General features: G+C 65.2%; 15 protein-coding genes and 1 tRNA gene. 11 read left to right on the forward strand and 5 right to left on the reverse strand.

Annotated elements, in window-relative coordinates:
- Positions 1–26 precede the first annotated feature (26 nt).
- Positions 27–1,388: a DUF2252 domain-containing protein gene (locus OG326_RS36685; protein WP_327141710.1), complete on the forward strand. Its 1,362-nt coding sequence runs from the start codon at positions 27–29 to the stop codon at positions 1,386–1,388.
- 4 nt (positions 1,389–1,392) lie between these two features.
- Here OG326_RS36685 and OG326_RS36690 read toward each other — a convergent pair whose 3' ends face one another.
- Positions 1,393–2,241, reverse strand: a complete 849-nt coding sequence (locus OG326_RS36690; RefSeq protein ID WP_327141711.1) for a helix-turn-helix domain-containing protein — start codon at positions 2,239–2,241, stop codon at positions 1,393–1,395.
- Positions 2,242–2,316: 75 nt separating this feature from the next.
- Between OG326_RS36690 and OG326_RS36695 the strand changes: the two genes are divergently transcribed.
- Positions 2,317–3,129 carry an alpha/beta fold hydrolase gene (locus OG326_RS36695; RefSeq protein WP_327141712.1) on the forward strand — a complete coding sequence of 271 codons (813 nt, stop codon included), beginning with the start codon at positions 2,317–2,319 and terminating at the stop codon, positions 3,127–3,129.
- Positions 3,130–3,904: 775 nt separating this feature from the next.
- On the opposite strand, the gene OG326_RS36700 is transcribed toward OG326_RS36695, so the two are convergent.
- On the reverse strand, positions 3,905–6,061 hold the full coding sequence (locus tag OG326_RS36700) for an HNH endonuclease signature motif containing protein (RefSeq protein ID WP_327141713.1): 2,157 nt from the start codon (positions 6,059–6,061) through the stop codon (positions 3,905–3,907).
- Positions 6,062–6,347: 286 nt separating this feature from the next.
- On the opposite strand from OG326_RS36700, the gene OG326_RS36705 reads away from it, so the two are divergent.
- Both OG326_RS36705 and OG326_RS36710 read left to right on the forward strand, forming a co-directional pair.
- Positions 6,348–9,608 (forward strand): arabinosyltransferase domain-containing protein, encoded by a 3,261-nt coding sequence (locus OG326_RS36705; RefSeq protein WP_327146687.1) that lies wholly within the window; start codon positions 6,348–6,350, stop codon positions 9,606–9,608.
- A gap of 87 nt (positions 9,609–9,695) precedes the next feature.
- On the forward strand, positions 9,696–10,841 hold the full coding sequence (locus OG326_RS36710; RefSeq protein WP_327141714.1) for a pyridoxal phosphate-dependent aminotransferase: 1,146 nt from the start codon (positions 9,696–9,698) through the stop codon (positions 10,839–10,841).
- A 15-nt stretch (positions 10,842–10,856) separates the two neighbouring features.
- Here OG326_RS36710 and OG326_RS36715 read toward each other — a convergent pair whose 3' ends face one another.
- The gene (locus tag OG326_RS36715) at positions 10,857–11,918 is read right to left on the reverse strand and encodes a S1C family serine protease (protein ID WP_442791082.1); all 1,062 of its coding nucleotides are present in this window, start codon (positions 11,916–11,918) and stop codon (positions 10,857–10,859) included.
- A 537-nt stretch (positions 11,919–12,455) separates the two neighbouring features.
- Here OG326_RS36715 and OG326_RS36720 point away from each other — a divergent pair.
- Positions 12,456–12,896, forward strand: a complete 441-nt coding sequence (locus OG326_RS36720) for a helix-turn-helix domain-containing protein (protein ID WP_327141716.1) — start codon at positions 12,456–12,458, stop codon at positions 12,894–12,896.
- The gene (locus OG326_RS36725) at positions 12,893–13,279 is read left to right on the forward strand and encodes a hypothetical protein (RefSeq protein WP_327141717.1); all 387 of its coding nucleotides are present in this window, start codon (positions 12,893–12,895) and stop codon (positions 13,277–13,279) included. The genes OG326_RS36720 and OG326_RS36725 overlap by 4 nt, the downstream gene beginning before the upstream one ends.
- 102 nt (positions 13,280–13,381) lie before the next feature.
- Here the strand turns inward: OG326_RS36725 and OG326_RS36730 are convergent.
- Positions 13,382–13,455 (reverse strand) — tRNA-Met (locus OG326_RS36730).
- A gap of 116 nt (positions 13,456–13,571) precedes the next feature.
- On the opposite strand from OG326_RS36730, the gene OG326_RS36735 reads away from it, so the two are divergent.
- The 5 genes from OG326_RS36735 (at position 13,572) to OG326_RS36755 (ending at position 19,728) form a co-directional block, all read left to right on the forward strand.
- On the forward strand, positions 13,572–14,576 hold the full coding sequence (locus tag OG326_RS36735; protein WP_327141718.1) for an AraC family transcriptional regulator: 1,005 nt from the start codon (positions 13,572–13,574) through the stop codon (positions 14,574–14,576).
- A 180-nt stretch (positions 14,577–14,756) separates the two neighbouring features.
- Entirely contained in the window at positions 14,757–15,878 is a 1,122-nt protein-coding gene (locus OG326_RS36740) for an acyl-CoA dehydrogenase family protein (protein ID WP_327146688.1), read from the forward strand.
- A gap of 263 nt (positions 15,879–16,141) precedes the next feature.
- Positions 16,142–17,422 carry a hypothetical protein gene (locus OG326_RS36745; RefSeq protein ID WP_327141719.1) on the forward strand — a complete coding sequence of 427 codons (1,281 nt, stop codon included), beginning with the start codon at positions 16,142–16,144 and terminating at the stop codon, positions 17,420–17,422.
- Between the two features lies 1 nt (position 17,423).
- On the forward strand, positions 17,424–18,761 hold the full coding sequence (locus OG326_RS36750; RefSeq protein WP_327141720.1) for a lipase family protein: 1,338 nt from the start codon (positions 17,424–17,426) through the stop codon (positions 18,759–18,761).
- Between the two features lie 313 nt (positions 18,762–19,074).
- Entirely contained in the window at positions 19,075–19,728 is a 654-nt protein-coding gene (locus OG326_RS36755; RefSeq protein WP_327141721.1) for an SDR family oxidoreductase, read from the forward strand.
- Positions 19,729–19,818: 90 nt separating this feature from the next.
- Here the strand turns inward: OG326_RS36755 and OG326_RS36760 are convergent, their stop codons facing one another.
- Complete coding sequence (locus OG326_RS36760; RefSeq protein ID WP_327141722.1) at positions 19,819–20,439, reverse strand: VOC family protein; 621 nt, start codon at positions 20,437–20,439, stop codon at positions 19,819–19,821.
- Between the last annotated feature and the right edge of the window lie 5 nt (positions 20,440–20,444).

A 20,444-nucleotide genomic window follows, 5' to 3' on the forward strand; every position in this document is an offset into this window, starting at 1 on the left:
CCCCGGCGAGGAACTACAGTCCCCACATGACGACAACGGACACCGCGGTGAGCACCGCCGACACCGACACTGCCGAGGAGGGGCGGGCCGTTCGTAAGCAGGTGCCGCGGTCGAGCCTGGGCCAGTGGGAGCCCGCCGCTGACCGGGTCGATCCGATCGAGGTGCTGGAGCAGCAGGCGGCCACCCGGGTGCCGGAGCTGGTCCGAATTCGGTACGCGCGCATGGCCGCCGGGCAGTTCCCGTTCTACCGGGGCGCACCCGCGATCCTGGCCGCCGATCTCGCGGCCGGGCCCAATACCGGGCTCACCGTCCAGCTGTGCGGCGATGCGCACCTGTCGAACTTCGGGCTGTTCGCCTCGCCGGAGCGCTCACTCATCTTCGATATCAACGACTTCGACGAAACCCTCCCCGGGCCGTTCGAATGGGATGTGAAGCGTTTGGTGGCGAGTGTCGCCGTCGCGGCGCGCGCCAATGGCTGTGACGATGACGAGGCGACCGAGGCGGGTGCGGCCGCGGCCACCGCCTACCGCGAGACCATGAACCGGCTGGCCGGAATCGGCGATACCGAGGTCTGGTACGAGCGGGTCGATGCCGAGCAGGTTGCCGAACTGCTGAGCCCGAAGGACCGCAAACGCACCGAAAAGGTGATCAGCAAGGCGAAGTCGCGCACCAGTTTGCAGGCGCTCGACAAGCTCACCGAGCCTGGTCCGGACGGTATGCCGCGCATCAAACAGGATCCGCCGTTGCTCATGTCCGTCCCCAATACCGAACTGGCAGATCTGGATTCGGTTCTTGTCGACTACGGAAACACCCTGCCGGAAGAGCGGCGGGTGCTGCTCAACCGCTACCAATTACGGGATATGGCAATGAAAGTCGTCGGCGTAGGCAGCGTGGGCACTCGGTGCTTCATCGCCCTGCTCACCGGCCGCGCCACCGGCGACCCGCTGTTCCTCCAGGTCAAGCAGGCTGAGAAGTCGGTACTCGCGCAATACCTGCGCTCCAGTGTCTTCCAGCACCAGGGCCACCGCGTAGTGCACGGCCAGCGCCTCACCCAGGCCGCCAGCGATATCTTCCTCGGCTGGGCCACCGGCCCCGACGGCAACTTCTATTACTGGCGTCAACTCCGAGATATGAAGGGCTCGTTGACAATCGACGATATGTCCTTCGCTGAACTCCGCCAATACTCGACCCTCTGCGGCCAGACCCTGGCCCGCGGCCACGCCCGCTCCGGCGATCGCGTGGCCATCTCCGGCTACCTCGGCACCAATGACGTATTCGACCGAGCCATGGGCGATTTCGCCCTCTCCTACGCCAACCAAACCCTCACCGACTACGACGCCCTCCAGGCCGCGATCAAATCCGGCCGGATAGACGCCGCCACCGACTGAGACGTCAGGTGGCGGCGGCCTTGAAGCGGCCGGGCGAGGTGGCGGTTCGGGTGCGGAAGAACTTGGCGAAGTTCGCCGGGTCGTCGAAGCCGAGTCGGCGGGCGCACTCGGAGGCGGTCAAGTTGCCGTGGACCAGTAGGCGTTTGGCTTCGAGAATTACGCGGTCGTCGATGAATTGTTTGGCGCTCATGCCGGCGGCGGCGTGGGACGCCCGGCTCAGGGTGCGTGCCGAGTAGCCGAGTTCGGCTGCGTACCAAGAGAGTTCACGGGTTTCACGGTGGTGGGCTTCGACGGCGCGGGCGAAGGTGTCGAAGACTTCGCCGGTGGTGCGGTAGTGCTGCCCGGCCCGGGTGCGCAGGAGAATCACCTCCAGCAGATTGCGCAGGATTGTGGTCGAGTCGGGGATCGGGTCGGTCTCGACCGCAGCGTATTCGCGGTGAAGATGCTCGATTGCCGTGGTGATGAGGGGTGTGGTTTTCGACATCGGTGAGACGAGCATCCCCGGCGGATCGGCGCCGATGATTGCCGTGGAGACGAATTCCGGGCGGAGCAGGACGAGGCTGCCCTGGACATCGGCGATGTCGTCCCAGCGATGAGTCCAGCCCGGGCGGATCCACGCCAGGTCGCCCGCGCCGAAGGGATGCGCCGCGAAGTCGACCCGCAATCGGCCGTTGCCGTCGGTGCAGCTCGCCAAGACATGGAAGTCCGCTCTGATCACAGGCGAGGATTCCGTGCCCGCGCGCATGGCGCGCACCTCGGCGAAGGTCAGCATCTCGAGGTCCGGGGCAGCCAGCGCACCGGACTGGTACCGCATCGGCAGAATCTGCGGGTCTTGTCCATTTTTGACCGTCATCAGTCATGAATGTACCTCGCCGGGGTCGCGCCTTCCGAATAGCGTCGGTGTAGAGCGAAAAGAGAGGTCGACACTATGACCATCAAGACTGAAACGATTGCCGTGCAAGGTGGTTCGCTGGATATTCAGCTGCATACCGGCGATCCCGAGCTACCGACGCTGATCTTCCTGCACTACTGGGGTGGCTCCCACCGCACCTGGAGCCCACTGATCGACGAACTGAACTGGGCAGGCCCGGTGGTAACTTATGACCAACGTGGCTGGGGCCGATCCCGAGGCCTCCCCGGCCCCTACGAAATCGACCAACTGGCAGACGATCTGGACCGCATAGTCACCGAACTCGGTGCGCGCCAGTACGTCCTAGTGGGCCACTCGATGGGCGGAAAAGTCGTACAGCTCTTCGCCGCCCGCAGGCCTCCAGGCTTGATCGGCGTCGTACTGATCGCCCCGGCCCCCGCCCACCCCGCCATCACCGAACCGGAGCAGCAAGGTCTGTCACACGCCTACGACACCGAAGCCACCATCACCGCAGCCCTAACCCACGTACTCACCCACCACCCCCTCCCCCACAACCTGCACGCCCAGGTAGTCACCGACAGCCTCGCCACCAGCCCACCCGCCCGCTCCGCCTGGCCCCTACATTCGATCGCCCAGAACATCACCACCCCCGTAGCCGCCATAACAGCACCCGTCCTGATCCTGGCAGGCGAACACGACCAGGTAGACCCACCCACCGTTCTCCTCGACCACCTCCTCCCCCACCTCCCCACCGCCGAACTCGAAATACTCCCCCACACCGGCCACCTCTCCCCCTTGGAGATCCCAACCCCACTCGCCACCCGACTACACAAATTCCTAAGCGAAACCGCAACCCCCACAACCACCTAACTCCCGAGCGCCCATCACCAAGATCCCCGAGAAACAGCAATCAACAGGCAGCAGCGGGAGCCTCAACGCTCACGACCCAGCAGCCCTCAACCCTTGTCTTTGTGTTTTGTCTTGAGAACGCAACCACAGCCGGTCGACCCCGCCGGTACCGCAGGTATTCCCTCCCAACTGCGGAAGGCAAACCGGGTACCTCTCCCAACGTGCCCAGCACGGCCATCTCGGGCTTTGCCCGCACCCCCTGCCAGATCAACCCTGCCCGGGAGGCAAGAAACCCAGGTGCACCGACCGTTTCGGCATAGAACCCGTCGGCTACCGGGGATCGAACAGCGGGTGTCTCAGCGGCACAACGGTTATCGGGTCTGTGCCGTGCGGATACCTGCTGTGCGGTCAAGGAGAAGCGTTGTGCGGTGCCCGCTTCAGGGGTTTCGAGGCCGAGATGAGGCCGGTGCACCTGGGTTGCGTGCGGCGAGAGGCAGTGTTGGGTCACGGGGTGCGGGCAGGGCCCGAGATGGCCGTGCTGGTGACGTCAGGTGGGGTACCCGATCTACCTCCCGCAGTACGGAGGTACCTGCGGTACCAGCCGGAAGACCGGCTGTGGTCCGGTTTCAGAGACACAAGACGAAAAACCAAAACCCGAAAGACCAAGAACCCGAAGCACCCAGACCCAAGAACCCAGACCCCGAAACCCCCACCCGTGCAACGACCTGTAGCACCGACGGGACCAGCCCGGCGGTGGAACAGAGGCAAAACGGGGGTCAGCAGGCGGGTGTGGAACCTACCGCCGGTAGCGCTGTAGTTCCCGCTCGTTACGAGCCCGGATCCGCGCCACCGCAGCAGCCTTCAACTCCAAGGGATGATGCAGATGATTGACCTGTGGTTCCCCACTGGGGTTGATGTGCGCAGGCCCGATCCACCCGGTCCGCCCCGGAAACTCCGACTCCGGTCCCATGACCACGGTTTTCCACCCACCGGGCCCGTCGTGGACCTGGGCATGGCAGTGATCGCACGCGAGGGTGAGGTTGTCGATATCGGTGCGCCCACCGTTGCTCCACTCGGTGATGTGATGCACCGCGCACATCGTCGCCGGCGCGTCACACCCAGGCCGCGTGCACCCCTTCTCCGACGCGATCAACGCCAATCGTTGTGCGGCACTGGCCAACCGAGGAACCCGCCCGGTGCCGAAGGACCGCGGACCGAACACCAAGCACGCAGGCCGAGTGCCGTCACCGAGGCTGCCCGCCCCGGAGTTGACCTCGGTGCCCGAGGAGTGGGAGCCGTCCTCACTGCCACACGAGCGCAGGTCGGGGCCGGAACCGCCTGCACGCGAACCGGCCTCGGGGCCGGAGGGCCAAGCACTGTCGCCGAGGCTCACCGCCCCGGAACCCTCCTTGGTACCCGAGGAGTGGGAGTCGTGCTCGAGGGTAGCCGGACGGGAGTCGTCCTCACTACCGCACGAGCGCAACTCAGGGCCGGAACCGTCTGCCCGTGAACCGCACTCAAGTTTGGCAGGCCGAGCACCCTCGCCGGAGCTCGCCGCACAGGAGTCATCATCGGTGCCGGACGAGTGGTGGTCGCGGCCGGAACTGCCTGCCCGCGCACCGTTCTCGGCGCTGCTCGAGCGCGTACCGGCACCACAGCTTCCCGACGAGCCAGGCGCGTGGTCGGGACCGGCCGCACCCGGAACACCCTGGTCGCCGGTAGGCCGGGCACGGTGCCCGAGATCAGCCGACCCGCGCTCGCGATCGGCACCACCTGCCTGCGAACCGGTCTCGAGGCCGGCCGGGTGAGCACCGGGATCGAGGCCCGCCGAACCGGACTCACACTCGATACCCGAAGAGCTGCGGGTGTGGTCCAGGTTCACCGAGCGGGTACCGCGACCCAAATACAACGGCAATCCCACCGGGTTCAGCACCGCCAGATACTTGTTCGACTTCGCCGCCAACTCCAAAGCCTCCGGGATCGACACGATCCCACCGGACGCGGTCGTCGCGACACCGGCGTCGGCTTCCAGATCAGACACGCTCATCGTCACGATCACCGACACCGGCAGACCACGATGCCTACCCAACTTCGCCGGGCCACCGAACTCCGGACGCAAGAACGCCAGCAGCGCATCATGATTACGCTGCGCCGGAGTACGGGTATCACGCTCGACACACGCCGCCATCGCCTTGGCATCGAGCTTGTGCTCGGACACCCACGGACTCTGCGGATCCTTCGGATTACACATCCCCGGGCGGGCCAGCTTCGCGAACACCGGCTCCAGCACCGAGCGCAGTTTGCGGTTGATCTCCCCGTTCCACGGCGACATCCCATCCGCCCGTTCGGCACCCAAGGTGAGACCGCGCATGCGTTCACGATCGGCATCGGAGCTCAACGTGCCGTCCGGATCCAAACCCGCGAGCAGCACTTCACCCATGACCGGCAACCCTTCCGGGTAGCCGGTCGGGGCGAACTCGGTCAACTGCAGTTCGGTGGCTTCACGCACGTCCATGTCGAGGCTGCCGGGCAACCGGTTCATCACCGTCATGATCCGGCGCACATGATCGACACCGATTGTTCCTTCGCGGTGTGCGGCGGCCACGTGCGCCAGGGTCGGTTCCAACTCCACACCCGACACGATGCGCGGACCGGTTTCCACCGCGATGCTGACCCGGGACGCGGCGTCGGCGCGGGAGATGCCCAGGGTTTGACGCAGGAACACCTTCGGGGACGCCACCCCACCGCGCTGGGCCAGGCCGCGGCTGGTGGTTTCCACGACGAATCGGGTCTGTACGGCCTCGAGTTTGCGTTTACACGTTTCCACTTCCCGCATCACCGCGATGAATTCGTCATCGTGCAACGGAACCAGGGACGCGTTCAGGAGGTGATCGACCGCTACCGACAGTGCGTGCGCACTCTCGGTGTCGACGGTTTTTCCCCCTGGATTCATACCACTATTCTACCGCCGCGATACGGGCACGGAAAGGTGAATTGTGGTTTGATATAAGGATATTCAGACTGGCGGACCGACCAGCCTCTTTCACGTTATTTTCCCTTCTTCTAGTCCAGGCGTCTTTATCTCTTTGGTCTTTGTTCTTCTTGTTCTCCGCACCGGGACCACAACCGGTCTTCCGCTGGGACCCCGGTCCCGACTCCCAGCATTCTCACACCTCCGCATCGTCTTGCATGCCACCACCGAACCGACACCGTTGCTAGGATCCGAAAGCGTGACCTTGGTGCTCAGTCGAAGACAGCCGCCCGACGATCAGCCACTGGATTCCCAAGTCGAGCAACAAAAACCTGCCCGATTATGGCGAATTGTCGCGATCGTTGCGGGCATTTTCGGCGCCTTACTGGCGGTGGCGGTCCCACTGCTCCCAGTGCAGCAGCAGCAAGCGTCCTTCTCTTGGCCACAGGGCGGTCAAGCGACGAGCTCAACGTCTTCATTGGTGTCGTATTCACCGGTCAGCACGAATGTCACCGTCCCCTGTGCGGCAATCGGATCCATGGGAGCGCATGGCGGCAATCTGCTCTCCACCGTCCCGCCCGCATCGGGGCAGGCATGGCACTACGGCCTGAATGTGCTTGTCGCACCCGCCGACGCGGGTAACCGACTCCAGGTGGTGCTCCGCGACAAGGTGCTCGTCGATGCCGCCATTGCGGACCTGCCTCAGGGCTGTCAGGTATCAATCGCTTCCGACAGCACCCGCACCACCGTGAATGTCAGCGGCACCGATCCCGTCGTGCAGGAGGGCGACCATCGGCCGCAGCTGGTCGGCGTATTCACCGATCTGACCGGCAGCGCGCCCGCGGGAATGCGGGCCGATGTGGTGATCGATTCTCGCTTCACCACCTCACCTACCGCGCTGAAGCTGGTCGCGATCATCGGCGCGCTGGCCGCAACGGCGCTGGCGCTGTTCGCATTGCACAGGCTCGACGGGCTGGATGGTCGCCGTAATCGCCGAGTACTACCGCATCGCTGGTGGCGGCCTCGGGCGGTGGACAGTGTGGTTATCGCGATCCTGGTCCTCTGGTACTTCATCGGGGTCGGTACCGCTGACGACGGATATATCTTCGGCATGGCCCGGACGGCCGGGCACGCAGGCTATCTGGCGAATTACTTCGCCTACTTCGGGGTGCCCGAAACACCGATCGGGATTCCCTACGACAATGCTTTCGAACTGCTGTCGCGGATTTCGCCGGCGAGCATTGTGGTGCGACTGCCGGAATTGGTCTTCGGCATTGTGTGCTGGCTGTTGATCAGTCGCGAGGTGGTTCCGCGACTGGGGGTGGGCGTTCGGCGGGAGCGGGCCGCGATCTGGGCGGGTGGACTGGTATTCCTCGCCTTCTGGCTGCCCTACAACAACGGTATGCGGCCCGAACCCGCGGTCGCGCTGGGCGTATTGCTGGTGTGGGTGTCGATGGAACGCGCACTGGCGACCCGTCGCCTTGCTCCCGCGGCACTGGCATTGATTCCGGCGGCGCTGGCAGTGGTCACCAACCCGGCGGGGCTGATCTGTTTCGCGGCGCTACTGGCCGGGGCTCGACCGCTGGTGCAGATCATCGTCGAGCGAGCGCGCAAAGTCGGATACACGGCACTGATCGCCCCGGCTGCCGCCACCGGACTGGCGATTCTGGCGATCGTCTTCGCGGGGCAGCCGATCGCCGAAGTCAGCGCTATGAGCCAGGCGCACAATGTCGTCGGCCCGGATATGCCTTGGTACGACGAGTCGCTGGTCTATCAGGATCTCTTCCAGGCCACGCCGGACGGCTCGATGGCGCGCCGGTTCGCCATGCTGATCATGTTCCTGGCCTTGGCATTATCAGTGCTGGCACTGCTGCGCGGCAGCGGGCGGATTCCCGGTCTCGCGGCCGGGCCCACCCGGCGCATTGTGGGGACCACCCTCGCCGCGCTGCCGCTGATGGTGCTCTCGCCGACAAAATTCACCCACCATCTGGGGGTATTCGCGGGGCTCGCCGGTGTGGTCGCGGTGGTGGCGGCTGTCGCGGCGGGGCCGAGAGTCATGCGGTCGCCGCGCAATCGGGCGCTCTTCGCTGCCGCCGTTTTCGCGGTGCTGGCGGTGTCGTTCTCGAGTTCGAACGGCTGGTGGTATGTGGCCAGCTATCGAATTCCCTGGTGGGACAAGCCGATATCCGTGCACGGCATCGCGGCGGGCACGGTTCTGCTGGCTGTCGCCGTACTGCTGGTCGGGGTCGCGGGCTGGCTGCATATTCGGGAACCCTTCCGCCGCACCGAGTATCGGCCGCGGCGGCGAATTCCGATTCTGACGATTGCCGCGGCGCTGGTGGTGACCTTCGAGCTGGCCTCTTTCGTCAAAGCCGGAGTCGAGCAGTACCCGGCGTATTCGCTGGCGAAGTCGAATCTCTCCGCGCTGGCCGGCAAACCCTGCGGGCTGGCGAACGACGTGCTGGTCGAGCCTGATCCGAATGCGGGGATGCTGCAACCTGTTTCGGGAGATCCCGCAACTGCCCTGGGCGCGGCGGCCGGCGGATTCACGCCCAATGGCGTCAACCTCACCGACTTGACTCCGGACGCCTCGGACGCGGCATCCGCTTCCGTCGGCCAATCCCTGGGCAGTGCGGGCACCACCACCAAGGCCGGGACCACGGATAACTCCGCTGAGCACGGAGGCGCCGGGGCGCACAGCAGCAATGGCAGCACGGTCCCGCTGCCCTTCGGACTGAATCCGGCCACCACACCGGTGCTCGGCAGCTACGGCAGCCCGGGCGCCACAAAAACACTCACCTCCGGGTGGTACCGCCTGCCCGCCCCGGACGCGCACGGCGACCGTGGCCGGATCATCGCCATCGCCGCCGCCGGGCGCATCGCCTCGACCGATATCGACAATCTGCCGGTACCCGGTCAGAGCGTCCAGGTCGAATACGGCACGACCACCGGCACCGACGTGCAGCCGCTCGGACGCGTCACACCCGATGATGTGAGCGTGCTCCAGCCGTCTTGGCGAAACCTGCGAGTTCCCTTGCAGCAGTTGCCGTCCCAGGCGTCTGCCGTGCGGATTGTCGCCACCGTCGACAGCTCCGATCCCCAGCAGTGGGTCGCGGTGACACCGCCGCGCGTCCCGCGACTGCGCACTCTCGACGATCTGGTCGGCCACACCACCCCGGTCCTGCTGGATTGGCTTGTCGGCCTGCAGTTCCCGTGCCAGCAGCCGATGCTGCATCGCTACGGGGTCGCCGATACCCCGGGGTACCGCATCCTGCCCGACCTTTCGGGCGCGACCATGACCAGCAACTGGGAAAGTCACACCTCCGGCGGACCCCTCGGTTACATCGGCCTGGTGTCCCGCGCCGATGTGCTGCCGTCCTATCTGGCGGATGACTGGAAACGCGATTGGGGCGAAATCGAACGGCTCGTCCCGTTCGATCCGAGCGCGACACCGGCACGGCTCGATACCGTGACCGTGCAGCGTTCGGCCCGGTGGACGCCGGGACCGCTGAATTTCGGTATCCGGTAGGCGGGACAGCGCGGTACGAATTCGGGCGGGCGTACTGCGCTGTGCCGTCATATCGGCAAGGATGTTCGCAACAACGGTGTAAGGGCGATGGTCGAAATGCTTGTCGAACGGCTGCGGCCCTTTAATTCCTCGGTTTTCGGGGAGATTTCACAGCTGGCGGTGGTGCACGGGGCCATCGACCTCGGGCAGGGTTTCCCCGATTACGGGGGTCCGCAGGCAATGCTGGATATCGCCCGGGGGGCCATCGCCGAGGGGATGAACCAGTATCCGCCGTCGAACGGGCAACCCGGATTGCGTGAGGCCATCGTGTCCGAGCACGCGGGTCGTGTCGGCAGCGATTACGACGTGGACACCGAGGTGCTGGTCACCTCGGGCGCCACCGAGGCCCTGACCGCCGCCATCCTCGGGCTGGTGGAGCCGAGTGATGAAGTGGTCCTCATCGAACCGTTCTACGACTCCTATGCGGCCGCGGTGGCAATGGTGGGAGCGACTCGGCGCACGGTGGCAATGGTTCCCGACGGTGACGGATTCATGCTCGATCTCGACGAATTGCGCCGGGCGATCACGCCGCGGACCCGGTTGCTGGTGGTGAATTCGCCGCACAATCCGACGGGGTCGCTCCTGACGGTGCAGGATTTGCACACCATTGCCGAATTGGCCTGTGCGCGAGATTTTCTGGTGGTGGCCGACGAGGTCTACGAGCATCTGGCTTTCGACCCGCATCCGCATGTATCGATTGCCTCGCTACCGGGAATGCGAGAGCGGACGATTGTGGTGTCCAGTGCGGCAAAGACTTTCAATGTGACGGGTTGGCGGATCGGCTGGGCGCTCGGGCCCGCGGAGTTGATCGCGGCGGTGCATGCGGCCAAGCAGTATCTGGCCTTTGTGGCCGCGGCGCCGTTCCAGCCCGCTATCGCGTATGCGCTCGAATATGAGCGAGAGTGGGTGGCGGCCAGTCGAATCGAGCTCGAGCGCAAGTATCGGCTGCTGTCGAGCGCGCTGAGCGACCTCGGATTCGACGTGAAGCGCAGTGCGGGTGGCTATTTCGTCTGTGCGGATATCGGTTCGGACGGTACGGCGTTCTGCCGGGAGTTGCCGGGCCGCGTGGGAGTCGCGGCGATTCCGGTGTCGGCGCTCGCCGACCGGTCGGACTGGAACACGCTGGTGCGCTTCGCCTACTGCAAGCAGGATGCGACGCTGCACGAAGCGATTTCGCGATTGAAGCTGATCTGAGCGGATTCGGGTGTCTCAGCCGACCGGACCGGTTCCCAGTGCCACCTGGCCCTGCTGTGCTCCGGATTGCGGGTCGGTCCACTTGAAAGTGACCTGGTCGCCGGGCTTGTACAGGTCCATGCTGTTCGTCAGCGCCGTCGCGGAATCGATGCGGTTGCCATCGGCGGCGGTGATCACATCACCGGCCGCCAGACCCAGCTGGGCCGCCGGGCCGCCGCGAACCACCTGCTGCACAACGGCTCCGACGCCATCGGAGGTGCTGACGGAGACGCCGAGGAACGGGGTGGCGCCGATGTGCACGGTGGTCGACTTATTGCCCGCGTCGATATCGTGCGCGATCGAGAGCGCCTGGTTGATCGGGATGGCGAAGCCCTGACCGCCACCACTCTGCGCCGCGCCCGGCATGCGGAAACGGTAGTTGGTCGATGCGGCGGTATCCATGCCGATGACCTGGCCGGAGCTGTCGATCAGCGGCCCGCCGGAGTCACCGGGCTGAATATTCGCGGCGATCTGGATGAGTCCCTGCAATTGCTCGGAGCTGCCGCTCGACTCGTCACTGGCGGTGATCGTCTGCCCCAGCGCCGTGACCTGGCCCGCCGCGACGCTCGGCTGTCCGGTGCCGCCCGCATTGCCCACGCCCGCGATCTGCTCGCCCACCGTGGCGGAGTCCGAATTGCCGATCGGCGCGGTCTGGAGTCCCGAGGCCCCGGACAGTTTCAGCACCGCCACGTCCTGGGAGCGGTCGTATCCCACCACGGTCGCGGGGTAGGTCTGCCCATTGCCGAGATCGGTGACCGAGATATCGGTCGCACCCGTGACCACGTGGTTGTTGGTGAGTATCTCGCCGTCGGAGGTGAGCACGATGCCGGTGCCGGCGGTTTCCGCGCCCTGCATCCCCAACTCCGAGTTCACATTCACCAGCCCGGGGATCACACCCTGTACGGCGGTGTCCATCGCGGCCGCATTCGGTTGTGTGGCAGCGGTTTTCGAGTTGCCCACCGGCTGCACGAGCGGAGCGGGCCAGCCGGCCTTCCCGGCGGCCGGCTGGGCGTGCTGGGCACCAAGCCCGAAACCCATGGTGCCGAGCCCGACCGCGCCCACACCGACCGCTGCCGCGGCAGCGAGCGCGAGCAATGCCGTCCGGCCGCGATGCGGCGAAGTCGGCGGTTGCGGCGGGAAGGGTTGCCCGTACTGGGGCCACTGCTGCGGGTCATCTGGTCGCTGCGCACTCATGTTTCCAGGAAACCCCGCGGACCTGAGAAGTCGCTGACTGTCAGGTTGCGCTTTGCTGACAGTGCTGGTCCGAGACAGGCCCTGGTACCGGGGGCAGGTGGGGGTCCGACAGCGGGGACCCCCACCGGATGGCGTCGCCGACCGGGCAAAATTCGATCAGAACCCGTCTTCTACCGACCGTTGCTCGTTCTTCCCCTCCTCCGTTCAGACCGAGAAACGTGTTTTCGATAACTCTGTGCGAGGGCTTCGTTCGCCTGATGTTCGAAAGCCTGTCTCGCACACTAGGTTCCACCGCCGCCGGGCCTCTACCGTTTTCCTGCCCGTTCGCGGTCATTTTCCGCCCGCCGGACATGCCCGCCGTCTGCTTGTAGGCTTGCCGTGGTGCGTGAAAGGGGCGGTGTGATCGATGCGGAATACGGGAAAGAGACCTTCTCGACCGACGATGACGACCCAGCCGCGTCCTGGTACGAGTACCTCCAGCAGCGGCAGGGCTCGGTTCGACTGGGGTTCGGCCCGGACCACTTCAGCTCGGATGCCTACGCCCAGAACGTCGGCCCATTCCAGGTCGTAAGATTCACCTCCTGGCCGTCGCCGGGTGCGCTGCTGCGCACGATCCGCGTCGAGCGTGCGCATCGGCGATTGTCCATCGCACTTCCGGTCGATATGGACAGGATCGCCTTCGAGGAGGGGTTCCCCAGCACTCGCAGGTTCCGGGAGACCTATCGAGAGCACTACGGGCAGACCCCGGCCCAGATGCGTGAACAGGTTTTCGGCGGCCGATTGCCGCGGGACGGGCATCCCGTACACAGCGGGTCGCAATGACCTCGGCGCGCGAGGTTCCCGATCCGTCGTCCGGCTTCAGCGGCACCCGTCACTGGGTTCCCTCCCGCGGTCTGGCCAACGGACTGAATGCCCGCGCCTGGGGAATCCTCGCCGACTTGACCGAATCACAGGTCTACAGAGTGCTTTTCGCGCTGACCGATGCCGGAATCGCGGGCTACGTCCTCCCGGTGCGCGCGACGACCAAGCTGGAGCCCAGCGATCCCGACGTGGTGTGGCGACTCTGGGTCGATATCCAGCAGTACGGCGCGGCCCAGGATCTGCTGATGGAGTTGCTCCGCTACGGCCGCCAGCGCCGCCGTCCGCCCCCGGCGCCGGGGCGTCGGCGACGTATGCGAGTGCGCCTGATTCGCAAGTCACGCTAGTTCCACGCCACGGGGCCCAGCCGCACCACCGGGTGCTGCCGAATATGGTGCCCGCCAATGCGAAACGGCCCGGAACCTTAGGTTCCGGGCCGTTCTGCGTAGTAGCGGGGACAGGATTTGAACCTGCGACCTCTGGGTTATGAGCCCAGCGAGCTACCGAGCTGCTCCACCCCGCGTCGGGTAAACAGAACAGTACACGGGCGTTGCGGATACACCAAAACGGCTGCGGACCTCGGTGGTTCGGTGTGCCGCCAGGGGTGGGCGGCGGGGGGATTGATAGCGTCAGGGCGATATGTCCCCTACCGATTCCCGAAGCACGCTGCCCATCCAGCGGGTGCGGGCGATTGTCGAGCTGGCGCAGCAGCGCGGCTGGGATGTGACGGGCATGCTGGACGATGCGGGGATTGCTCCGGAGCTGTTGGCGGAGGGGCGATCTCGGGTCACCATCGAGCAGGCCGTGGAGATGGTGCAGCGGCTGTGGCGGGTCACCGATGACGAATTGCTCGGGCTGGGACTGCATCCGATGCCGCGCGGCACGCTGCGACTGGTGTGCTTCGGGCTGGTCGGCGCCTCGACGCTGGGCGGGGCGATTCGCCGGTTCGAGAGCTTCCGGCGGTCGCTGCCCGGTTTGCCGCCCATCACCCTGAGCGAGCACGACGGTGAAGCGCGGGTGACCTTCGATATCGGCGAGGTCAGTCAGCCGGTCGGCATTGTCATCGACACCATGCTGACCATTACGCATCGGTTCATCGCCTGGGCGATCGGCGGGCGGCTGCGGCTGCGGCGGGTCGAGGTGCCGTATCCCCGCGATCCCGAGGTCGATGACTACGAGTTGATTTTCGGTGCGCCCGTGGTCTTTTCGGCGCCCGCGCCGATGCTGGTCTTCGATGCCGCGCTGCTGGAGCATCCGGCCACGCGCACCGAGGACGAGTTGCTGATCTTCCTGCGCAATGCCCCGGCCGGCGTTCTCGGTCCGCGCGATTATTCGGTATCGCTCGCCTCACGGGTCCGGCGCATTCTCGAACAGGGACTCACCGGCGCGTGGCCGAGCATCGAGGATATTTCCGCCGCACTGTCCATGAGCCCGCAAACCCTGCGCCGCAAGCTGCGTGAGGAACACACCTCACCCCGCGAGATCCGGGAACACATTCTGCGCGACGCGGCCATCGCCAGTCTGGTGCGCGGTGACGAGACCGTGTCGGCGCTGTCGCGACGGCTCGGATTCTCGGAACCGAGTGCCTTCTCGCGGGCCTTCCGGCGCTGGACCGGCAGCGCGCCGGGCTCCTATCAACGCTGACGGCGCTGTCAACGCCGACTGCCTGCCAACGCCGACTGTCTCCCAATGCTGACGCTCGAGCGTTCCGGTCAAGAAGTCGAGCGAGCGGGTCATAGAAATACCGGACATATCGCCTTACCGTCACGGCAGAGCCGATTAGAACAGAGGAGTTCACTCGTGGCCCTGCACCGCTCGCCGTGGATGGATGAGGACCTGGACGCGCTGTCCGATCTTGCGCGCAAGTTCTTCGAGAAGGAATGCGCCCCCAATGAGGACCGGTGGGCGCGCCAGCACCATGTCGACCGCGAACTCTGGAACCGCGCAGGCGAATTGGGCCTGCTGTGCCTCAGCATTCCCGAGGAGTACGGCGGTGGCGGCGGCACCTTCGCGCATGAGGCCGTCGTGCTCGCCGAACAGGTTCGCGGCCTGTCCCCCAGCCTCGGCAATCCCGTGCACAGCGGGATCGTCGCGCACTATGTGAACGCCTACGGCACCGAGGCGCAGAAGCAGCACTACCTGCCGAAGATGGCGTCGGGCGAACTGGTCGGCGCGATCGCCATGACCGAACCCGGCACCGGCTCCGACCTGCAGGGCATCAAGACCAAGGCGGTCAAGGACGGGGACGACTACGTCCTCAATGGCGCCAAGACCTTCATCACCAACGGCTATCTGGCCGATCTGGTGATCGTGGCCTGCAAGACCTCCGAGGGCAAGGGCGCCGACACCGTCTCGCTGGTGCTGGTGGAGACCGAGCGCGAGGGTTTCCGCCGCGGCCGCAATCTGGAGAAGATCGGCCAGCACGGTCAGGACACCTGCGAGCTGTTCTTCGACAATGTCCGTGTGCCGCAGTCGAATCTGCTCGGCACCGCCGAGGGCATCGGCTTCATCCAGCTCATGCAGCAGCTGCCGCAGGAGCGCCTCATCCTGGCCGTGATCGCCGCGGCCGCCATCGAGAAGACCGTCGAGGTCACCCTCGCCTACACCAAGGAGCGCGAAGCCTTCGGCAAGCCGATCTTCGCCTTCCAGAACACCCAGTTCACGCTGGCCGAATGCGACACCATCAAGACCATCGCCTGGAGCTTCACCGACGATTGCGTCAACAAGCATCTGCGCGGTGAACTCGACGTCCCCACCGCCGCCAAGGCCAAATGGTGGCTCACCGAACAGCAGTGCAAGGTCGCCGACGAATGCCTGCAGCTCTTCGGCGGTTACGGCTATATGGCCGAATACCCGATCTCCCGCATGTACGCCGACGCCCGCATCCAGAAGATCTACGGCGGCACCAACGAGATCATGAAGCTGATCATCGGCCGCACGCTCTGACATAGCCTGTCGCGGGTCGGATTTCGCCCGCGCAACACCTCATACTGCCCGATCCGAAAGACCCCGGAGATAAATCACTCCGGGGTCTTTTGTCGTGTGTCGAATCGACGGGAGCGGATTTTCCGCTGCTAGCATCGCGCTCGCACTCTATCCGGGCCTCGCTTTCGTAGTGACAGCCTCGGGCATTTGTCGACTGCAATCGGCGATTTCGAGCGGCGTAGAACAGCTTCCGCCCTCGATCGACAGACGAAAGGCTCGAAAGAATGCGTATTGGCGCAATCCTGCGTGTGATCGTCCTGGCCTCGGTCGTATCCGTGAGTGTTGTACAGTTCGTCTCGGGTCAGGCCGGGGCGGCGAGTGCGGTGGAGCAGTATCTGGATCTGCCACTACTCAACCGGCATGCGGATATCGGTCCCGGTGGAGTGAATTCGGCACTCCCCTACAATCGCGACGAACTATCGAATCTGCTCGACCAGGCGCGCGCCGAAGGTGTAGCTCCCACCCGCTATGCAGCGCTGCTGTACCAGTTCTGGCTGGTGGATACCGCGCAGAAGGCCGGAATCGATCTGCAGAGCTGGAATCCACGCGATGGCGTTCAGGCGAACTATCAGAACCTGATCAGGTCCTACACCTACTACGAGAACCTGCAACTGAACCACCGCGAACTGCAGTGGGCGGGCATGGGTGGTGAAGTCGGCGCGGATTTCGGTGGCGGACTGGTCGACTTCGAATTGATGTCGAACATCTTCGCTGTTCCGGGCCTCGCAGACACCGCACACGCGATCGTCACGACCGCGACCCAGGTGGCCGGTCCGCAAGTGATCGGCAGTCTGCCGAAAGGTCTTATCGCGCTGGACAATGCGGGTAAGTCGATCACTCCGGAGGATCTGAGTTACATCATCGGATGGATCATGGTGATGCAGAAGAACATCTTCTCCGACCTCATGCCCATGCACGATGCCTACGTCACCGGCGGAGTACCCGCACTGGCCGAATTCGCTGCCGCGGGGCTGTTCGGCAACGACATTCTCGACGCGTGGAAGGACATCGCCTCCGGCGACTCCGACCGAATCTCCGACGGCAATGCCGATCTGCTGCACCGTGAGCAGTTCACGATCGTCGGACCCCAGTGGGATCTGGTGCGGGAGTACAAGGGTGATATCGGGGAGGCCGTCAGCTACCTTTCCACGGTCGCCGGCTCACCGTCGGTGGCCGGGGTCATTCCACCGCGCGATTACCACTCGGTGCAGTACACCTTCGCCGGGTCGGACGGGCGCAAACAAACCATGACACTGCCACTGCCCGACTGGAATTGGTCGGTATTCGACCAGCGCTGGGACTACATCAACGCGCAACTACTGCCCAAATACAAGGACCAGGTCAACAACGACTGGCCCGCACTGGAGGCTGTCCTGCGCACACCGTACGACATTCAAATGCAGTCGCATCGGCCGCTGAACAATATTCCCGAGTTCTTACAGTCTGCGCTGCAGCATATTTCGATAGCACCGGCGAGTGATGACACACCACTGGGAGCACACTGACATGAAACGGACAATCCTCGCGACACTGATTCTCGCCGTCCTGGCCTTCGCCGACGCGCCTTCGACTGCAGCGCAACCGCCGCCGCCACCTCCCATTGTTCAAACACCTGATCTCGGAACGGTTTTCAATGATTTCGTCCAGGGCGCGCTGAACGGTTCGACCGCCGCGACACCGCAGGAGAATTCGCGCGCGCTGGCCACCGACGACCCGTTCTACCTCGAGCCCGAGTGGGATCACTCGGCGGCGCCGGGAACCCTGTTGAAGGCCGCGAAGGTCGAGGTGAACTTCATGGGCGTCAAGCCCGCGAATGTGGACGCCTACCGGCTGATGTTCGTCACCACCGGAATCGACGGGACCACACCGGCACTCAGCACCGGCATCGTCCTGATACCGATCGACGGAAAACCCGCCTCGGCCAAACATGTTGTCTCCTACCAGGAGGCCAATGACAGCGTCGGCTGGTACTGCCATCCGAGCAGCCAGTGGACCGGCGGCGATCCACTCGACGGCGCATCCTGGTCCGCGCTCGGACCGCTGGCCATGATGTTCGAAAAGGGTTATGCGGTAGTGATTTCCGACGTCGGTAACAATGCCGACCGCAGTCCGCACGGCGTCTTCGCCGGAAAGTTCGCCGGACATTCGGAACTCGATGCGGTCCGGGCGGCGTTCCACTACACCCCGGCCGGACTCGATCCGCATGCCCAGGTCGCATTGTTCGGGATCGCGGGCGGCGGTGTCGGCGCGGGCTTCGCCGCCGAGGCGCAGCCCACCTACGCCCCGGAATTGAATGTGGTGTCGACCGTCCTGGAGGGAATGGTCGTCAAACCGGATAACTTCATGCGGGTCGCGAACGGCTCGGTCGGATCGGGCTTCGCCTTCGCGACCCTGCTCGGACTCGAGCCCTGGTACCCGGAGATGAATATCGACTCGAAACTCACGCCTGCCGGTCTGGCTGTCGCCAACGGCTTTCGCACGCAGTGTCAGATGCCCGCGTACTTCATGATGCCGTTCGTTCCGCTGCAGGCGCTGTTCGACACAGGGCGCAGTCCCGCCGACGAACCCGCCTTCCAGCACGCGTTCCAGGACAATATTCTCGGCCGTTCCGCACCGAAATCCAAGGTGCTCATCACCTCCTGCGCGGGCGACGACTCACCCATGTCCCTGGTGCCCGCGGCCGATTCTCGCGATCTCGCCGATACCTACCGGGCGCAAGGCACCGACGTCACCTACCAGCCGTCCGATTGCAGCATCGTGCACATGCTCACCAATCTCTACGGCTGGGCCACCGATCTGTGCGGGATGCAGACCATCGAATGGCTCGCCCGCAGCTTCGACTGATCCGCGCACCACGAAAGGACCACACCCATGCTCGGAGCCATCCAGACAGCCATCATCTACGTCGTGACCTTTCTGCCGCTGGCATTCCTGGACGCCATAGCGCGAGTCTGGCCGGGCATCGGCCCGCACTAGAGCTCGGCGAACGGCCGGAGGCGGTCAGTCCCCCTCCGGCCGCTTCCGGCATTCGACAATCCTCTGTCCACGGTCGGGGGCTCGAATTATCGGAAACCACGCTACGCCACGCCCGAAGTAAGCGGGGTTCGTAGCGCCGCGCGCCGCTGACTTCGAGAAGTGGAAACGTAGACTCGGGAACATGCGAATCGCCATTATCGGAGGACATGGGCAGATTGCTTTGCAGCTCACCCGGCTGCTCAGTGAGCGCGGGAATGAGGTGCTGGCCGTAATTCGGAACGCGGCGCACACGGGGGATGTGGAGGCGGTGGGCGGGCAGCCCGTGGTGCTCGATCTGGAGGGGCCGGGGGCGGATGAGCTGGTTGCGGCGCTGAGCGGGGTGGATGCGGTGGTGTTCGCGGCGGGGGCCGGGCCGGGCAGTGGTGTGGAGCGCAAGTACACCGTCGATCGGGACGGGTCGGTGCGGCTGGCCGAGGCCGCGGAGAAGGCCGGGGTGCGGCGGTTCGTGCAGATCTCGACCATGGGGGCGGGGAAGCCTGCCGCCGGGGGCGATGAGCAGTGGGTCGCCTATATCGACGCGAAGACGCAGGCGGAGAACGATCTTCGGGCTCGGGACCTCGAGTGGACCATCCTGCGGCCCGGGCGGCTCACCAACGAGTCCGCGACGGGACAGGTGTTGCTCTCGGAGAGTGTTTCCGCCGGAAGCGTGCCGCGCGCCGATGTGGCGGCGGTCCTCGCCGAGTTGCTGATCACCGGAAGCGCGGCGGGCCGGGTTCTCGAGTTGATCAGTGGGGATACCCCGATCGAAGCGGCGGTCGCGGCCATCGCAGGCTGATACAGCTTTCGAAATCGCCTCGGTCACAGCGAAAATGCAGCAGGGCCCGGCGGCGATCAGACCACCGGGCCCCACGCACCGCTGACGGATTCAGAGCAGGATGGTTGGGTCCGCTCCGTCTCCGATCGTGGCAATCAGGGCCGGGCGATTGCCCTGCCGCACAATCAGGTGAGCGTCGAGAGCCTTCAGATGCTCCGATACCGCTGCGGGATTCGGGTGCACCGCTTCGAGCGACCGCAGCGGCACGGTGGGCAGTTCGTCCGACGGGTGGTCAGTGGCTCCCCAGTCGATGAGCGCGGGCACCAGCTGCGTCGGCTCGGAGAAATCCGGGAAGGTCAAGCGCCAGTGCAGAACTCGGCCGTCCGGGGTCTCACGGGACAGCGCCTGGGGATCGCCCGGGTCGTAGCCCACAGCGCGCGCCGCGGCCACCGCCGCGTCGATATCGGTGACGCGGACCAGCCAACCCGCCAAGCGGCTCTCGGTCAGCCTGTCGATTCCGAAGGGCCGTGGCTGCGCCGGTTCGGGCTGCTCGGTATCGGGCCCGATGATTTCCAGATATCCGCCATTGCCCAACCCCAGCAGGAAGTTCCGGGTACCGCGTCCGGTGTGCCGCCCGCCCGCGACCGGCTCCACACCGAGGAGCCGGGCAATGCGCTCCACCGTGCCCCCCAGATCCGGGGTGGCCAGGACCAGATGATCGAGTTCGCTCACAGATC

Source organism: Nocardia sp. NBC_01327, from assembly GCF_035958815.1.
Taxonomy (GTDB): Bacteria; Actinomycetota; Actinomycetes; order Mycobacteriales; family Mycobacteriaceae; genus Nocardia.

Excerpts from the sequence above, each read along its gene's own strand:
- OG326_RS36695 (WP_327141712.1), top strand. The coding sequence starts at position 2,317 with ATGACCATCAAGACTGAAACGATTGCCGTGCAAGGTGGTTCGCTGGAT.
- OG326_RS36725 (WP_327141717.1), top strand. The coding sequence starts at position 12,893 with ATGACCTCGGCGCGCGAGGTTCCCGATCCGTCGTCCGGCTTCAGCGGC.
- OG326_RS36740 (WP_327146688.1), top strand. The coding sequence starts at position 14,757 with ATGGATGAGGACCTGGACGCGCTGTCCGATCTTGCGCGCAAGTTCTTC.
- OG326_RS36755 (WP_327141721.1), top strand. The coding sequence starts at position 19,075 with ATGCGAATCGCCATTATCGGAGGACATGGGCAGATTGCTTTGCAGCTC.
- OG326_RS36715 (WP_442791082.1), bottom strand. The coding sequence starts at position 11,918 with ATGGGTTTCGGGCTTGGTGCCCAGCACGCCCAGCCGGCCGCCGGGAAG.
- OG326_RS36745 (WP_327141719.1), top strand. The coding sequence starts at position 16,142 with ATGCGTATTGGCGCAATCCTGCGTGTGATCGTCCTGGCCTCGGTCGTA.
- OG326_RS36750 (WP_327141720.1), top strand. The coding sequence starts at position 17,424 with ATGAAACGGACAATCCTCGCGACACTGATTCTCGCCGTCCTGGCCTTC.
- OG326_RS36710 (WP_327141714.1), top strand. The coding sequence starts at position 9,696 with ATGGTCGAAATGCTTGTCGAACGGCTGCGGCCCTTTAATTCCTCGGTT.
- OG326_RS36735 (WP_327141718.1), top strand. The coding sequence starts at position 13,572 with ATGTCCCCTACCGATTCCCGAAGCACGCTGCCCATCCAGCGGGTGCGG.
- OG326_RS36690 (WP_327141711.1), bottom strand. The coding sequence starts at position 2,241 with ATGACGGTCAAAAATGGACAAGACCCGCAGATTCTGCCGATGCGGTAC.
- OG326_RS36700 (WP_327141713.1), bottom strand. The coding sequence starts at position 6,061 with ATGAATCCAGGGGGAAAAACCGTCGACACCGAGAGTGCGCACGCACTG.
- OG326_RS36685 (WP_327141710.1), top strand. The coding sequence starts at position 27 with ATGACGACAACGGACACCGCGGTGAGCACCGCCGACACCGACACTGCC.